13 protein-coding genes and 1 pseudogene are annotated in these 15934 nt (G+C 38.1%); all 14 read left to right on the top strand.

Annotated elements, in window-relative coordinates; all coding sequences use genetic code 11:
- The first annotated feature begins 25 nt into the window (after nt 1-25).
- Complete coding sequence (locus tag EUBELI_RS12785) at nt 26-1147, top strand: metallophosphoesterase family protein (protein ID WP_012740796.1); 1122 nt, start codon at nt 26-28, stop codon at nt 1145-1147.
- On the top strand, nt 1147-3807 hold the full coding sequence (locus tag EUBELI_RS12780) for an AAA family ATPase (protein ID WP_012740795.1): 2661 nt from the start codon (nt 1147-1149) through the stop codon (nt 3805-3807). Before EUBELI_RS12785 ends, EUBELI_RS12780 begins: the two co-directional genes overlap by 1 nt.
- A 32-nt stretch (nt 3808-3839) precedes the next feature.
- A complete protein-coding gene (locus EUBELI_RS12775; protein ID WP_012740794.1) occupies nt 3840-5393 on the top strand; it encodes a Na+/H+ antiporter NhaC family protein in 1554 nt (517 codons plus the stop codon).
- Nucleotides 5386-6315, top strand: a complete 930-nt coding sequence (locus EUBELI_RS12770) for a DMT family transporter (RefSeq protein WP_012740793.1) — start codon at nt 5386-5388, stop codon at nt 6313-6315. The genes EUBELI_RS12775 and EUBELI_RS12770 overlap by 8 nt, the downstream gene beginning before the upstream one ends.
- Entirely contained in the window at nt 6312-7205 is an 894-nt protein-coding gene (locus EUBELI_RS12765; protein ID WP_012740792.1) for a DNA/RNA non-specific endonuclease, read from the top strand. Before EUBELI_RS12770 ends, EUBELI_RS12765 begins: the two co-directional genes overlap by 4 nt.
- Before the next feature lie 109 nt (nt 7206-7314).
- Nucleotides 7315-7791 (top strand): hypothetical protein, encoded by a 477-nt coding sequence (locus EUBELI_RS12760; RefSeq protein WP_012740791.1) that lies wholly within the window; start codon nt 7315-7317, stop codon nt 7789-7791.
- 30 nt (nt 7792-7821) lie between these two features.
- On the top strand, nt 7822-8421 hold the full coding sequence (locus EUBELI_RS12755) for an ECF transporter S component (RefSeq protein WP_012740790.1): 600 nt from the start codon (nt 7822-7824) through the stop codon (nt 8419-8421).
- A 256-nt stretch (nt 8422-8677) separates the two neighbouring features.
- Nucleotides 8678-9598 (top strand): 1-phosphofructokinase, encoded by a 921-nt coding sequence (gene pfkB, locus EUBELI_RS12750; RefSeq protein WP_012740789.1) that lies wholly within the window; start codon nt 8678-8680, stop codon nt 9596-9598.
- Between the two features lie 21 nt (nt 9599-9619).
- Nucleotides 9620-11524: a PTS fructose transporter subunit IIABC gene (locus EUBELI_RS12745; protein ID WP_012740788.1), complete on the top strand. Its 1905-nt coding sequence runs from the start codon at nt 9620-9622 to the stop codon at nt 11522-11524.
- An 18-nt stretch (nt 11525-11542) separates the two neighbouring features.
- On the top strand, nt 11543-11800 hold the full coding sequence (locus EUBELI_RS12740) for an HPr family phosphocarrier protein (RefSeq protein WP_012740787.1): 258 nt from the start codon (nt 11543-11545) through the stop codon (nt 11798-11800).
- A 16-nt stretch (nt 11801-11816) separates the two neighbouring features.
- Nucleotides 11817-13442 (top strand): phosphoenolpyruvate--protein phosphotransferase, encoded by a 1626-nt coding sequence (ptsP, locus tag EUBELI_RS12735; RefSeq protein WP_012740786.1) that lies wholly within the window; start codon nt 11817-11819, stop codon nt 13440-13442.
- Nucleotides 13443-13793: 351 nt separating this feature from the next.
- Nucleotides 13794-14204, top strand: a complete 411-nt coding sequence (locus tag EUBELI_RS12730; protein WP_012740785.1) for a peptide deformylase — start codon at nt 13794-13796, stop codon at nt 14202-14204.
- A 257-nt stretch (nt 14205-14461) separates the two neighbouring features.
- A pseudogene (locus tag EUBELI_RS15005) lies at nt 14462-14608 on the top strand (DUF4143 domain-containing protein); the annotation flags it as partial.
- A 150-nt stretch (nt 14609-14758) separates the two neighbouring features.
- A complete protein-coding gene (locus tag EUBELI_RS12725; protein ID WP_041688965.1) occupies nt 14759-15853 on the top strand; it encodes a PTS transporter subunit IIC in 1095 nt (364 codons plus the stop codon).
- Nucleotides 15854-15934 lie beyond the last annotated feature (81 nt).

Here is a 15934-nt window from a genome sequence, read left to right as displayed (position 1 = left end):
ATGTATTAGTTGAGGTTGAGAAGATATGAAGATTTTGCATTGTGCAGATATTCATCTGGATTCAGCGATGACGGCTAATCTTGATAAAGATAAGGCAAGAGAACGCAGAAATGAGCTGCTGGCATCTTTTAAGGATATGGTTGGATATGCTGTGAAGGAGTGTATCGGTGTTATTATAATTGCGGGGGATTTGTTTGATACAAGGAACATATCAGTTGGAGCAAAGAAAGAAGTATATAATATAATAATTAATAATCCGGGTATTACATTTTATTATCTGCAGGGTAATCATGACAATGGAAGCTTTGTATCATATCTGGATGAGATTCCTGCTAATCTTCGTATGTTTGGAAAAGAATGGACAAGTTACAATGCCGGTATAATTAATAATGGTGGTATTACAAAAGATATCGTTATTACCGGCGTGGAACTTGACAGTGATAATGCGGGTAAGATATATGGAAGCCTTTCTCTCAATGCAGGCAATTATAATATTGTTGTACTGCATGGGCAGGAGGCTTCTCACATTTCTAAGAATAATGCACAGATAATAAGTCTTAAGGATTTAAGAAACCGTGGAATTGATTATCTTGCACTTGGACACGTACATGAATATTCAAGTGACAGGCTGGATGCCAGAGGAGTGTATTGTTATCCGGGATGCCTTGAGGGAAGGGGCTTTGATGAGGCTGGAGAGCATGGTTTTGTAGTGCTTGATATTGATGAAACCTCTGGCAGTTCTGATACATATTTTGTTCCATTTGCAAGAAGAAATATTTATGTTGCACAGGTCAATGTTACAGGGTGTGAAAACACATTTGAAATAGAGAAGCGTGTAAGAAGCTTTCTTGAAATGTCAGGATATACTAAAGAGAGTCTTGTTAAAGTTGAACTTACAGGTGCTCTTGATGTTGAATGTGAAAAAAACACGGATTACCTGGGGAAGCAGTTTGAGGGAAAATTCTATGCATTTAAGATAAAGGACAATACTATATATAATATTGATTATATGTTATATGAGCATGATATGTCGCTTAAAGGTGAATATATAAGAAATGTTATGGCAAGAAATGATATTAGTGAACAGGATAAGGCTGAGATTATAAGATATGGACTACAGGCATTACAGGGAGAGGAGATAGGCTGATGAAACTTATCAGTTGTACAATTGAGAATTTTGGAAAACTGAATAATGTTACATATGATTTCTCTGGTGAATGTAATACCATATGTGAGGATAATGGCTGGGGCAAAAGTACACTGGCTGCATTTATCCGGGTAATGTTTTATGGTTTTAAGAACGAAAGCAAGAAGAAACTTGCAGACAAGGAAAGGAACCGTTATATGCCGTGGCAGAAAGGAGTATATGGCGGTGAAATTATATTTGAGGTAAATGATGTTGTTTATTCACTTAGAAGAGTATTTGGAAAGAAACAGGCAGATGATGAATTTCTGCTTGTAAGAAAAGACACAAATATGGAATGTAATGATTTTTCTTCTGATATAGGAGATGAATTATTTAAGATAGATGCACAATCTTTTGAGAGAACTGTGTTTATAGGTCAGAGTGATTGTGTTACGGCAACTACTGACAGCATAAATGCTAAGATTGGAAATCTTGCAGATAATACAGATGATATTAATAATTTTGAAACTGCTGTGGCAAGACTTACGGCAGAACTTAACAATATAACGAGTACAAGGGTTACAGGTTCTATTGCAAAAAGAAAATCAAAAATCACACAGCTGACAGCTCAGATTAATAATTATGCAGAAATTGATAAGACTATTGATGAGCAGACTAAGATAAGAGATGAATTGTGTGAGAAAAGAGAAAATCTCAAAGCCTGTAAAGAAAAGCTGCAGGAACAGCAGAAGGTTTTAAGTGCAAAAAAAGATGTTCAGGCAATGAAGGAAAAGTATCAGTTATTGTTAAAGGAATGTAACAATAAAAAGAATATTTTTGAACATATGAAAGAATATTTCAATGGTACTATTCCTGAAAAGAATGAGATAATAAAGCAGATTGAAATTTTTGATGATGCTGGAAAGTTAAGTGGCAGACTGGCTCATGTCGATGAGCAAGATAAAAGGCGATTCGAAGAACTTCAGAAAATATATGGGCAAGGGGTTCCTGATAATGCTGTTCTTGATGAATATCAGGGGCTTGCTGTCAGACTTGATGAATTTAGAAACCTGTGTTCAAAAAACAGACTGTCAGAGGATGAGCAGAAAAAACTGAATCAGTTAAAAAAGCGCTTTGCAGAGGGTGTTCCTGACGAAGATATAGGAATAATTCATGACAGATGGATAGCAGCCCGGAATAAACAGAATTCTCTTGCTGGCAAGGAAATTAAATTAGAAATTGTGAGGGAAAATGAAAACACAAAGCTTGCCAAGGCGAAAGAATATAAGAATAACAGTGTTACGGGAATTGTCGCAGGAGTTATCTTAGCGGTTATTGGTGGGATTCTTTCGTTTAAAGTAATGGTGGCTGGAATAACACTGATAATTGTGGGTATATTTATAAGTGGTTTATCTGGAAGAATTGGTACTTTAAAGAAAAAACAGCATGATGAGACATTTAGAAATATAAGTGAGGAATCAGCTGAGAGACTAAAAGCCATGGAGTCTGAACTTGAAGCTGACAGGAAGAGCATTGCAGATACGCAGGATATTGTAAGGAGTTTCTGTGAAAAATATGGAATTGCATATAACATGGACAATATGGAATGGGAGCTTTCTAAGTTACGTCATGATATAGAGAATTATCGTGAGTTGAAAGTAAGGGAAGCGCAGCAGAATGATTCTGGAATACATGAAGAAATAAGTTTGCTTGAGAGCAGAATAAGGAATTTCTTAAAGAGTTTTATTTGTATGGATGATATCAGTAATTATTCACTTGCAATAGAAAAAATAAAGAGAGATACTGCTGATTTTATAAGAATTAACAATGAGCTTTCAAAGCAGGAGGCTTACAGCAGACAGTATGAAAAGCAGATTGACGGGATTACACAGTTTCTTAAGTCATATGTGAAAGGTTATAGTGATGATGATAGTGTTGGAGAAATGCTTAGAAGACTTGACAAAAAGCTGGATGAATATTATCGTGCTAAAAGTGAGTATGAAAATGCAGTCTCAGCAAAGAATGATTTTGAGGCAGGCACAGATATAAGTTTATTGGCTGCAGGCGAGGATGAAGATGACAAGGTTTCTCTTGAAGATATTGCTGCTGATATGTCGCAGACTGATATTATGATTGAGAATTATTCAGAGCAGATAGCACAGTGTAACAGACAGCTTGAAAACCTTCAGATTCAGGCTGAAGAGTGTGAAAATTTCAGACAAGAACTTAATGAGCTGAAAATCTTGCAAGAAAATGAGATAAAAAAGGAAAGACTGTTAAAATTAACTAAACAGATAATGGAAGATTCAAAACAGTCATTTACTGCTAAATATATGGAACCTGTTATGGCAGGGTTTAGAAAATATTTCAAAATTCTTGCAGGATATGAACCGGATACATTCAGTATGGATGCAGATACAAAGCTTACTGTCATGGAACAGAATATGCCAAGGGATATAGGATATCTTAGTGCAGGGAAGCAGGATCTGGTTGGAATATGCATGCGAATGGCACTTGTCGAGGCAATGTATAAAGAGGAGAAACCATTTCTTATATTTGATGATCCGTTTGTTAATCTTGATGATAATAACATTAAGGGAGCTATGAAGCTTCTTGACGAGATTGCAAAGGATTATCAGGTTATATACTTTACATGTAGTGAAAGCAGAATATACAATTAGTGTAAAATACATATTTATTAAGGAGAGATACAATGGAAGAAGTTATTCAGTATGTACCTAATCTGTATGCAACCTTTTGGGCACTTATACCGCCACTGGTTGCTATCATATTAGCGTTAATTACTAAAGAGGTTTACAGTTCACTTTTCGTCGGAATTGTAATAGGAGGACTGTTCTATGGAAATATATTCCAGAGCGGGTTTAGTTTTGAAAAATCAGTTCTTCATATATTTGAAGATGGTCTTGTAGGAGTATTGTCAGATCCTTACAATGTAGGAATTCTGGTGTTCCTTGTTGTACTGGGAATCATGGTGTGCATGATGAATAAAGCAGGTGGCTCTGCAGCATTTGGAGAATGGGCTGGAAGACATATTAAAACAAGAGTTGGAGCACAGCTTGTTACGGTGCTTCTTGGAATTCTTATATTTATTGATGATTATTTTAACTGTCTTACTGTTGGAAGCGTTATGCGTCCGGTAACAGACAAACATAATGTTTCGAGAGCGAAGCTTGCATATCTTATTGATTCAACAGCGGCACCAATCTGTATTATTGCACCTATATCTTCATGGGCAGCAGCGGTAACAGGTTTTGTTGAGGGTGAAGATGGTTTTGGAATATTTATTAAGGCTATTCCTTACAATTATTATGCATTATTTACTATTGCAGCAATGATTCTTATTGTAGCGTTAAAGGTTGACTTTGGCTCGATGGCAGTTCATGAAGCAAATGCAGCTAAGGGAGACTTGTATACAACTCCTGACAGGCCTTATGCTAACGCAACAGAAGATGTAATTAAGGGACGCGGAAGAGTGTTAGATCTGCTGTTTCCAATTATTACACTTATAGTTTGCTGCATAATTGGAATGCTATATTCAGGAGATTTTTTCAAGGGAGTAGGCTTTGTTGATGCATTTTCAGGAAGTGATGCTTCGGTAGGACTTATGCTTGGAAGTTTCTTTGCACTTATAATAACAATTGTGTTCTATGCAGTAAGAAGGGTACTTTCATTCAATGAATCATGCTCATGCATACCGGAAGGATTCAAGGCAATGGTACCAGCAATCCTTATTCTTACATTTGCATGGACACTCAAAGCAATGACAGACAGTCTGGGCGCTAAGGAGTTTGTTGCCGGACTTGTAAAAGGAGTATCGGGCGGCTGGTTAAGTATTCTGCCGGCAGTTATATTTCTGGTTGCGGTATTCCTTGCTTTTGCAACAGGAACATCGTGGGGAACATTTGGAATTCTTATTCCTATTGTTGTAAATACATTTTCAGGAACGAACCATACAATGATGATTATATCAATCTCAGCATGTATGGCTGGAGCTGTCTGTGGAGACCATTGTTCACCAATATCTGACACGACAATTATGGCTTCGGCAGGAGCACAGTGTAATCATATGAATCATGTGTCTACACAGCTTCCATATGTAATTGTAGTTGCAGTTATTTCTTGTGTGACATATGTTATTGCAGGATTTGTACAGAATCCTGTTATTCCTCTTATTGTAGGTTTTGTTATTCTTATAGGTGCATTTACAGGTATCAAATATATTAATAAGGGTAAGAGTAATGAATAATATAAAGGGAAGCCTGATACTGCTTCTTACTGCATTTATCTGGGGGACGGCATTTGTTGCACAGACAAGTGGTGCAGGAGCAGTTGGAACATTTACATTTAATGCTGCAAGGTCTATAGTAGGAGCGCTGTTTCTGGCAGTCGTAATTGTAATTAAAAATGTGTTGGATAAAAGAAATAATTCAGGGAAAGTGATTAATACAGAAAATGAAAGCCATTTACAGACATGGCCACTGGGTGCGGGCATAATATGTGGAATTGTTTTATTTGCAGCAATGACTTTTCAGCAGTATGGAATAAGTGTATATCCACAAGGCGTTGCGGCATCAGGAAGGTCTGGCTTTATAACAGCAACGTATGTTGTTATGGTTTCAGTGGTTTCGGTTTTTATGGGTAAGAAAATGCACTGGATAACCGGCGTTTCTGTTGCAGGATGCGTTGCCGGAATGTATCTTTTATGTATGTCTGGTGGTGTATCAGGAATATATCTTGGAGATGTCCTTGTGTTCCTGGGAGCAATATGCTTTACAACACACATTCTGGTTATTGATAAATTTTCAAGTGCTGACAGCATGAAAATGTCCTGTATACAATTTATGGTTATTGCAATTATTTCAACATTTGCTATGATATTTACGGAAAATGTTACATTTGCAGGAATTAAAGTTGCGCTTATTCCGATACTTTATGCAGGTGTATTGTCAGGCGGTATAGCATATACACTTCAGATGGTTGGACAGAAATATGCACAGCCTTCGGTGGCATCTATTGTCATGAGTCTTGAATCAGTGTTTGCAGTGCTTGCCGGATGGATTGTACTTGGGGAATTGTTAAAACCAAAAGAGATAATGGGGTGTGTACTTGTGTTTACAGCGGTTATTCTGGCACAGATACCAGGAATGAAGAAGGGTGATACGAAATGAAAAAAATAATAATTGGGTTAGCGGTACTTGCGTTGATAGTATTTGGCGGATATAAGCTGTTTAATAATATTTCATCAGGCGATGCTATTACCAAGAGTGTGCAGTTTGATTATGAAAATGTACAGCAATATGATGGAACTAAGGCATATGTAGAGGTTAACGGTAATAAGCCGTATTTTACAGAGAAAGAGCTGACAAAAAAAGCATATGTTAAGTATGCGGCTCTGGATACTCTTAAAAGAGTTTCATCAACTATGGGGTGCATAGGAACAGAAACTATGCCTGAAGATGATGAGAAAAAAGACAGCATGGGTGATAATTATCCAACAGGTTGGAACAGCGAGAAATATGAATGCATAGATGGTGACGGATACAGTCAGAAAAGAACTTCATGTATTGCAAGGTTTTTGAGTGGAGCTTATACTGAAAAAAGAAATATCATCACAGCAAGTCCTTTTATGAGTAATAATATGAATGTATATGAGGTCATAATTGCAAGATATATAGAAAGAACTTCTAATCATGTGATGTTGAGAGTTACTCCAATATATAAGAGTGATGAACTTATGTGCAGAGGAGTTCTTATGGAAGCTTATTCTGTTGAGGATGATGGAGCAGGAATATGCTTTAATGTTTTCTTATATAATGCCCAGCCTGGCATCAGCTTTGATTATTCAACAGGAAAATCAACATATACAGGCGAATATCTTAATCTTGCTAAAGTCACACGGGATTATCAATATATTATAAATAATGGCACAATGACAATTCATAGGCCTGATTGTGAGAACGCAGACAAGATAGGAAGCAGAAATATATTATATTCTAATGCGGAAAAGGAAGAACTTATTGGAGCAGGATATACGGCAGCGGAATGCTGTAATCCATAGTTTATAACTTTTTAACAATTGTTCACGATTGTTATACAGACATATAAGAATTTTTCTGGTAATATAAATCTATCGAATCATTATTTTAAAACAGAGAGGAGATAGGGACATGAACAATAGTTTTGAAAGCTTCGAATTATCTACAGAACTTATATTTCAGAGGTTCCTGATGGATAAGGAGAGAAGAAAGAATTTTTACAATGGTCTTGAGCTGGCAGATTATATTGCACTCAAGGTAATGGAGAAAGATTGCATTGATGGCAAGGATAAGACATATCTTAAGGATTTGTCTTCATTTATGAGAATATCAATTCCACAGACATCGGCAATCGCAAGCAGTCTTAAGGACATGGGCTATGCTTTATGGAAACATGATGGCAAAGGAACAGATGGTACATATCTCGTATTCACTGATGCCGGAAGGGATTTCTTGAAAAAAAGAGAGGACAATAACAGAGAATATTATGGTAATGTTATTGCTGAACTTGGTGAAGAAAGAACTACACAGATACTTAGTGATATGAGAACTCTTGTTGAAGCTATGGAGCATGCATCAAAAAAGATGCACCTTAAGGAGGCAGAATAATATTACAGAATACAAGGGAGAATAAAAGCAATGAGTAATGTTAATACTAAGAGTAATGTGAGAACGATAGCAGTGACGGGTATGCTTTCAGCGGTAGCAGTAGTTCTTATGTATCTGGAGATACCGATTCCTATTATGCCAGGATTTATCAAGTTTGATTTTTCGGATCTTCCGGCGTTGCTTGGTGCTTATGCACTCGGACCGGTGGCAGGTATTATAATATGTCTCATTAAGAATGTTGTACACCTGGCGGCTTCACAGAGCATGCTTGTTGGTGAACTTTCTAACTTTATACTCGGTTCCGTATTCGTGTTTACAGCAGGAATTGTTTATAAGAAGAAAAGGTCTAAGACAGGAGCATTGCTTGGCGGTTTATGCGGTGCCGTGGCAATGGGTGTATTCAGTGTGTTCTCGAATTATTTAATAGTGTATCCTGTGTATTATAAACTGGCAATGCCAGAGGTGGTAATATTAAGTCTGTATCAGGCTATAATTCCATCTATGAAATCAATCATGCAGTGTCTGATATGCTTTAATCTTCCTTTTACAATAGTCAAGGGACTTATTGACGTGGGAATATCAATGCTTATATATAAGCCATTATCACCACTTCTTAAGGGAAAACATTAATATAATAATATATAATACTAATATGCCGGAACTTTGGCTGAGTCTGAAGTTCTGGCATATTTTTTTGGTTTTTGACCGATACTGAAAGTTATGAAGTTAATACACAATGTATATTTAGGGAAAGCATTCTGATGATAATTTGTTAAAAATGCACAAAAATAATCTAAAAGTTTGTGGATGAATATGATTGATTTTGAATGGATATGATTGTATTATAATTATAACAAAAAGGTCGTGAAGCCAGAAAGGAGAGACAATGGTATATACAGTAACATTTAATCCGTCACTGGATTATATAGTGGAAGTTAAGAGTTTTGAACTGGGGATGACGAACAGAACATCATATGAGCATATGCTTCCAGGTGGTAAAGGAATTAATGTTTCGATAGTTCTTAATAATCTTGAATTTGATACAACAGCATTTGGTTTTGTAGCCGGGTTTACCGGAAAACAGATATGTGACATGGTATCAGAGTATGGCATTAATACAGATTTTATTCAGATTGATAATGGCTTTTCAAGAATAAACATGAAGATTAAGAACATAGATGGAACAGAGATTAACGGAATGGGACCTCAGATATCAGAAGATAATCTCCATTCTCTTGTAAGTAAGATTGACAGACTTTCAAGTGGAGATGTTCTTGTGCTTGCAGGAAGTATTCCTTCATGTATATCAGACGATATATACAGAAGAATAATGGAAAGACTACAGGGAAGAGATGTTAAGATCATAGTTGATGCGACAAGCAGGCTTTTACTTAATGTCCTTGAATATCACCCATTTCTTATCAAGCCTAATCAGCATGAACTTGGAGATATATTTGGTGTTAAGCTTGAATCTAAGGAAGAGGTTATTCCATATGCAAGGAAGCTGCAGAATATGGGAGCTGTCAATGTGCTTATATCGATGGGTGGAAAAGGCGCAGTTCTTATTGATGAACATGGAAACGTATATGAAGCAGATGCACCAAAGGGCGAGCTTAAGAATTCAGTAGGTGCAGGTGATTCAATGGTTGCAGGATTTATGGCGGGGTATCTTCAGACAGGCAATTATGAAGATGCATTCCGGATGGGCGTTGCAACAGGAAGTGCCAGTGCATTTTCAGAAAATCTAGCAACAAAAAGAGAGATTTCAGAGGTATTAAAGCGGGTGGAGGTTACCTGCAAGGGATAATGTAATGAATGGAGGTATTTTATGAGAATTACAGATTTACTTGATAAGAGAAGTATCAATCTTAATGCTGCTCCTAAGACAAAGAGTGAGGCTCTTGATATGGCTGTAGAACTTATGGCAAAGAGCGGAAAGATTGATGATATCGAAAGCTACAAGGCTAAAGTATATGCAAGAGAAGAAGAAAGTACAACAGGTGTAGGAGAAGGAATAGCAATTCCTCATGGCAAATGCAGTGCTGTTAATGCACCAGGACTTGCAGCAATGATTATTAAGGATGGAGTTGATTTTGAATCGCTTGATGATGAGCCGGTAAAGGTTCTTTTCCTTATTGCAGCGCCGGATACTAAGGATAATGTACATCTTGATGTGTTAAGTAAGTTATCAGTGCTTCTTATGGATGAGAATTTCGTAGCAAAGCTTATGAAAGCCGGAAGCCCGGAGGAATTCCTTGAAATTATTGATGGGGCTGATGAGGAAGCTAAGAGTATAGATGAAAGACTTGAAAAGGAAGATGACAAGCTGGCTAAGATTCTTGCAGTTACTTCCTGCCCGACAGGTATTGCACATACTTACATGGCAGCAGAAGGACTTGAGAAGGCAGCAGCTAAGGCTGGATGTGCAATTAAGATTGAAACAAGAGGTTCTGGCGGAGCTAAGAATGTGTTGACAGATGAAGATATTGAATCAGCAGAATGTATTATTGTAGCAGCAGATGCACAGGTTCCAATGGAGAGATTTGATGGAAAGAAAGTAATTGAGTGTCAGGTTTCAGATGGAATTAATAAAGCAGATGAACTTATAAAGAAAGCTCTTGCAGGAGATGCACCTGTATATAAGGCAGGAACTTCTGAGAAGAAGGAAAGCACATCAGCAAAGAAAGGCGGCGGAATTGGACATAAGATATATACACAGCTTATGAATGGTGTATCACATATGTTACCTTTCGTTGTAGGCGGAGGTATTCTGATTGCCATAGCATTTCTTATTGATGGACTTAATGTTGATATGAATGCACTGTCAGAGGCAGAACGAAGCAACTTTGGTACGATAACACCTGTTGCGGCACTGTTTAAGTCTATCGGTGGAGCAGCATTTGGCTTCATGCTCCCTGTTCTGGCAGGATTTATTGCAATGGCCATTGGTGACAGACCGGCACTTGCACTTGGTTTTGTTGGCGGTTATATCGCAGCTAATGGAAAGTCTGGATTCTTAGGCGCTCTGGTTGCAGGTTTTGCAGCAGGATACATTATAGTTCTTTTAAGAAAAATATGTGATAAGTTACCAGAGGCATTGGAAAAGATAGCACCTGTACTTATATATCCGGTAGTGGGTATTCTGGTAATAGGACTTGGAATGACATTTATTGTAGAGCCTGTAATGGGTGGGATTAACACAGGACTTAACAGCTTCCTTGCAGGAATGGGAAGCACAAGCAGGGTTCTTCTTGGATTCATACTTGCAGCCATGATGGCAATTGATATGGGTGGTCCATTCAATAAAGCAGCATATGTTTTCGGAACTGCTTCCATTGCAGCAGGTAATTATGATATAATGGCAGCAGTAATGATAGGTGGTATGGTTCCACCATGTGCGATTGCTCTTGCAACAATACTTTTTAAGAATAAGTTTACTAAGGAAGAAAGAGATGCCGGTCCAACTAACTTTATTATGGGACTTGCATTTATAACAGAAGGTGCAATACCTTATGCGGCAGCAGATCCTTTACATGTAATACCAGCATGTATCATAGGTTCAGGTGCAGCAGGTGCTGTCAGTATGTTTTTCAAATGTACTTTAATGGCACCACATGGCGGCATTTTCGTATTCCCTGTAGTAGGCAATGCAATATATTATGTGATTGCACTTGTGGCAGGAACTATCATCTCAACAATATGTTTAGGGCTCTTTAAGAAGAAAGCAGCCTAAGAAAGGTGGTTTTTAATTATGAAGGCATTTAAGTACGTTATTACAGATGCAGAAGGCATACATGCTCGTCCGGCAGGAGAGCTTGTAAAGGCAGCCAAGGAATTTAGCAGTAAGATTACAATTACTAAGGATGGCAAGTCAGGAGACTGCAAGAAAATCTTCGGTGTTATGGCACTTGCAGTAAAATGTGGAAATGAAGTTACAATTACTGTAGAAGGTGAAGATGAAGAGGCTGCAGCAGCTAAGATTGAAGAATTCATGAAGAGCAATATGTAGCAGTTAGGAGGTGCACATGAATAAATATACTGGAAAAAGTGTATTTGGAGGCATTGCTATAGGTAAGATAATGGTGTATGAAAAAGGTGAACATCAGGTTAAGCGTGTAAAGATTACTGATGCAGAAGCAGAGAAGAACCGTTATTATGAAGCTGTAGAAACAGCCTTTAAACAACTGGGGGAACTTCATGATAAAGCACTTCGCGAAGTTGGCGAGGCTAATGCGGCAATATTTGAGATTCATCAGATGATGCTTGAGGATGACGATTATAAGGAATCTGTTGAGCATATTATCGAGAGTCAGATGGTGAATGCAGAATATGCCATAGCCCAGACAGGGGATAATTTTTCACAGATGTTTGCGGCTATGGACGATGAATATATGCGTGGAAGAGCAGCAGATGTCAAAGATATTACAGAAAGACTGTTAGGAATACTTTCCGGCAATACAGGAAGCGGTGTAGATGCAGATGAGCCTGTTATTATGGTGGCAGAGGATCTGGCACCATCAGAGACAGTCCAGATGGATAAGAGCAAGATATTATCATTTGTTACACAGAAGGGTTCAGTTAATTCACATACTGCAATTCTTGCAAGAACAATGGGGATTCCGGCTTTAATTGGTTCAGATATTGTTATTGATGAATCTCTTAATGGAAAGCTTGCTGTTGTCGATGGAACTAACGGTGTTGTATACATTGAACCTGATGAGGCAACCCTGTCAGTAATGCAGGAGGAACAGCGCAAAGACAATGAGAAGAAAGCTCTTTTACAGGAACTTAAAGGCAAGGAAGATGTGACTTTAGATGGCAAGAAGATTAAGCTTTATTCTAATATTGGTAATATTAAGGATCTCGCAAATGTTATTGCCAATGATGCAGCAGGAATCGGACTGTTTCGAAGTGAATTCATATATCTTGAATCTGATACATTTCCAACAGAAGAAGAACAGTTCAACATATACCGTACTGTAGCTGAAAGCATGGCCGGAAAACCGGTAATTATAAGGACTCTTGATATCGGTGCTGATAAGCAGTGTGATTATTTCGAATTGGATAAAGAGGATAATCCTGCTCTTGGTCTTAGAGCAATCAGGATATGCCTGACAAGACCTGAGATATTCAAGACACAGTTACGTGCTCTTTACAGAGCAAGCGCGTATGGAAACATATCTATCATGTACCCTATGATAATCAGCGAACAGGAAGTTGATAAGATTAAGGTTATTGAGAATGAAGTCAAGGCTGAGCTTACAGAGCAGGGAATTGAATTCGGCAATCCTAAGAGTGGAATTATGATTGAGACTCCGGCAGCAGTAATTATGAGCCGTCAGCTTGCTAAGAAGGTGGATTTCTTCAGTATTGGAACTAATGACCTGACACAGTACACGCTTGCGATTGACCGTCAGAATACAAAGCTTGATGATTTCTACGATGCTCATCATCCAGCCATTCTTGCCATGATAAGAATGGTTGTTGAGAATGCACATGCAGAGGGCATCTGGGCTGGTATATGTGGTGAACTCGGTGCAGACACAACACTTACAGAAGAGTTTCTTAAGATGGGTGTCGATGAGCTTTCAGTTTCAGCAGGCAAGGTGCTGGCTGTAAGAAAGGTGATTCGTGAGACGAGGATTTCTTAGGAAAACTGCTGTAAGGGTACGTCGTATGGTATGAGGCAGGATGTATGTAGAATCTGCGTCGGGAGAGCTTTTTCGAGTGGGCATTGTTGAGAGCTCTTTGCTTAATGTGCGTTCTGGGCGTGCTTTTGCAATTTTTCTATAAGAAACATATTTATTATGTATTGATAGGTTAATTCACCAACAAAATTGAAAAATATGGAATAAAAAGCCTATAAGAGCAGTCAACTTGAGACATCTTATAGGCTTTTTAATTAAAAAACAAGACTAAGATAACAGACATATATAAAATAAACCTATAAGTGTTGTAAAAATGCGACTATTGATAGGTATCATAATAAGGAGAATCAGCTAATGGTAAAGAAAATAGTGAAAGACCCATTCTTTCTGGCACAGAAATCAGTGGATGCAACAGAGTCGGATAAACAGGTGGTTACAGATTTACTTGATACATTAATAGCCAATCTTGACCACTGTGTCGGGATGGCTGCTAATATGATTGGAGTCAAAAAGAATATTATTGTGGTGGCAGCAGGACCATTTCAGTTTCCAATGATTAACCCGGTAATAACTAATAAGTCAGGAGAATACCAGACGGAGGAAGGATGCCTGTCATTAGAAGGTGTGCGTCCATGTACGAGATATCAGGATATTGAAGTGGATTATCTTGACCAGAATTTTAAGAAACAGCATAGAAAATACTCAGGTTGGACAGCGCAGATAATCCAGCATGAGATTGACCATTGTAATGGGGTTGTAATATAAGATAATTGTTATATAGGAAGGCAAATTGTACCCATCGTGTCCTTGACACGGGGTACAATTCTTAAAAATATCCAACAGAGATAATTTGAATATAGAGCAGGCATTTTTATTTAAAGAATAGTGCTGCTCTATATCTGTATTAATTGATAAAGTTCAGTATGCACCGGAATTCTTAGCAGGAAGAGTGGCAGTACTTTCTCTTACATCTATGTCTCAGGCAGAAATAGCAAGAGACGCAGATATTAATCTAGACACAGGCAAAGGATTGGCTTGAAATTTTGGAAACTCTTGGTATTATTTTTTATCTTCATCCGTATTCTAATAATCTGCTAAAGCGTCTTGTAAAAACTCCAAAGTTGTATTTTTATGATACGGGGCTGGTATGTTATCTTACAAAGTGGAGCAGTTGTCTGTATGAAGCCTTCACTTGGTGCAATTGATAAGGATAACTATATCGTACCAATTTGGATGATATAGGGTGAGTAAAAATTGCTATATTCACAATCCCATCGTAATATGCTATCATAATGAAAATTTACAAAGTGAGGTTTATTATGTGGGAGAAATTTAAGACATTTCTGAAGCGGAAGGATATTGAAGTTTCAGTTAAAAGGTATGGTATTGATGCACTGGGTGCGATGGCACAGGGATTGTTCTGTTCGTTGCTTATAGGAACGATTCTTAATACGCTGGGAACACAGCTGCATATTGGTTTTCTTACTAATACTGTGGCAACAGTGAGCGGTGTCAATTATACAGTTGGAGGGCTTGCGTCAGCAATGAGCGGACCGGCAATGGCAGTGGCAATCGGTTATGCACTGAAATGCCCTCCACTTGTACTGTTTTCACTTATAACTGTTGGATTTGCATCTAATGCACTTGGCGGTGCAGGTGGTCCGCTTGCAGTATATTTTGTTGCCATTATTGCAGCAGAAGCAGGTAAGATGATTTCTAAAGAAACTAAGATAGATATTCTTGTTACACCGCTTGTTACTATAGGTGTTGGAACAGGAGTAGCGGCTCTTATTGCACCGGCTTTGGGAAAAGCGGCAATGAAGATTGGCGAACTTATTATGCTTGCAACTAATCTTCAGCCTTTCCTTATGGGAATTGCAGTATCAGTTCTTGTTGGAATTGCACTTACACTTCCTATATCATCAGCAGCGATATGTGCTGCATTTGGACTTACTGGGCTTGCAGGCGGAGCAGCAGTTGCAGGCTGCTGTGCGCAGATGGTTGGATTTGCAGTTATGTCATTTAAGGAGAACCGATGGGGAGGACTTGTTTCTCAGGGAATTGGTACATCAATGCTTCAGATGGGAAATATAATTAAGAATCCGAGAATATGGATTGCACCGATAGTTACATCTGCAATTACAGGTCCTATGGCAACATGCCTGTTCAAGCTGCAGATGAATGGCACTCCGGTATCATCTGGTATGGGTACATGCGGACTGGTTGGACAGATAGGTGTATATTCCGGTTGGATAGCTGATATTGCTAATGGAACTAAGGCAGCAATTACAGGATTTGACTGGGCTGGAATGATTCTTATATCATTCATTCTTCCGGCAGTGATATGTCCGCTTATTAATATGCTTCTTAAAAAGATTGGCTGGGTTAAAGATGGAGATATGAAGCTTTCTTGATTAGGGGAACTTAATTGGAGAAACTAGATTGGATAAAAAGATAGGTTTATGTTAAAAATAGTGGCAGGACTTCAGGTATTT

The organism is [Eubacterium] eligens ATCC 27750 (genome assembly GCF_000146185.1).
Lineage (GTDB): Bacteria > Bacillota > Clostridia > Lachnospirales > Lachnospiraceae > Lachnospira > Lachnospira eligens.
The sequence above is the reverse complement of the archived record's forward strand: the minus strand, read 5'-3'. Positions and strand labels throughout refer to the sequence as shown.

Excerpts from the sequence above, each read along its gene's own strand:
- EUBELI_RS12740 (WP_012740787.1), top strand. The coding sequence starts at position 11,543 with ATGAAGGCATTTAAGTACGTTATTACAGATGCAGAAGGCATACATGCT.
- ptsP (WP_012740786.1), top strand. The coding sequence starts at position 11,817 with ATGAATAAATATACTGGAAAAAGTGTATTTGGAGGCATTGCTATAGGT.
- EUBELI_RS12785 (WP_012740796.1), top strand. The coding sequence starts at position 26 with ATGAAGATTTTGCATTGTGCAGATATTCATCTGGATTCAGCGATGACG.
- pfkB (WP_012740789.1), top strand. The coding sequence starts at position 8,678 with ATGGTATATACAGTAACATTTAATCCGTCACTGGATTATATAGTGGAA.
- EUBELI_RS12765 (WP_012740792.1), top strand. The coding sequence starts at position 6,312 with ATGAAAAAAATAATAATTGGGTTAGCGGTACTTGCGTTGATAGTATTT.
- EUBELI_RS12770 (WP_012740793.1), top strand. The coding sequence starts at position 5,386 with ATGAATAATATAAAGGGAAGCCTGATACTGCTTCTTACTGCATTTATC.
- EUBELI_RS12725 (WP_041688965.1), top strand. The coding sequence starts at position 14,759 with ATGTGGGAGAAATTTAAGACATTTCTGAAGCGGAAGGATATTGAAGTT.
- EUBELI_RS12745 (WP_012740788.1), top strand. The coding sequence starts at position 9,620 with ATGAGAATTACAGATTTACTTGATAAGAGAAGTATCAATCTTAATGCT.
- EUBELI_RS12775 (WP_012740794.1), top strand. The coding sequence starts at position 3,840 with ATGGAAGAAGTTATTCAGTATGTACCTAATCTGTATGCAACCTTTTGG.
- EUBELI_RS12760 (WP_012740791.1), top strand. The coding sequence starts at position 7,315 with ATGAACAATAGTTTTGAAAGCTTCGAATTATCTACAGAACTTATATTT.
- EUBELI_RS12780 (WP_012740795.1), top strand. The coding sequence starts at position 1,147 with ATGAAACTTATCAGTTGTACAATTGAGAATTTTGGAAAACTGAATAAT.
- EUBELI_RS12730 (WP_012740785.1), top strand. The coding sequence starts at position 13,794 with ATGGTAAAGAAAATAGTGAAAGACCCATTCTTTCTGGCACAGAAATCA.
- EUBELI_RS12755 (WP_012740790.1), top strand. The coding sequence starts at position 7,822 with ATGAGTAATGTTAATACTAAGAGTAATGTGAGAACGATAGCAGTGACG.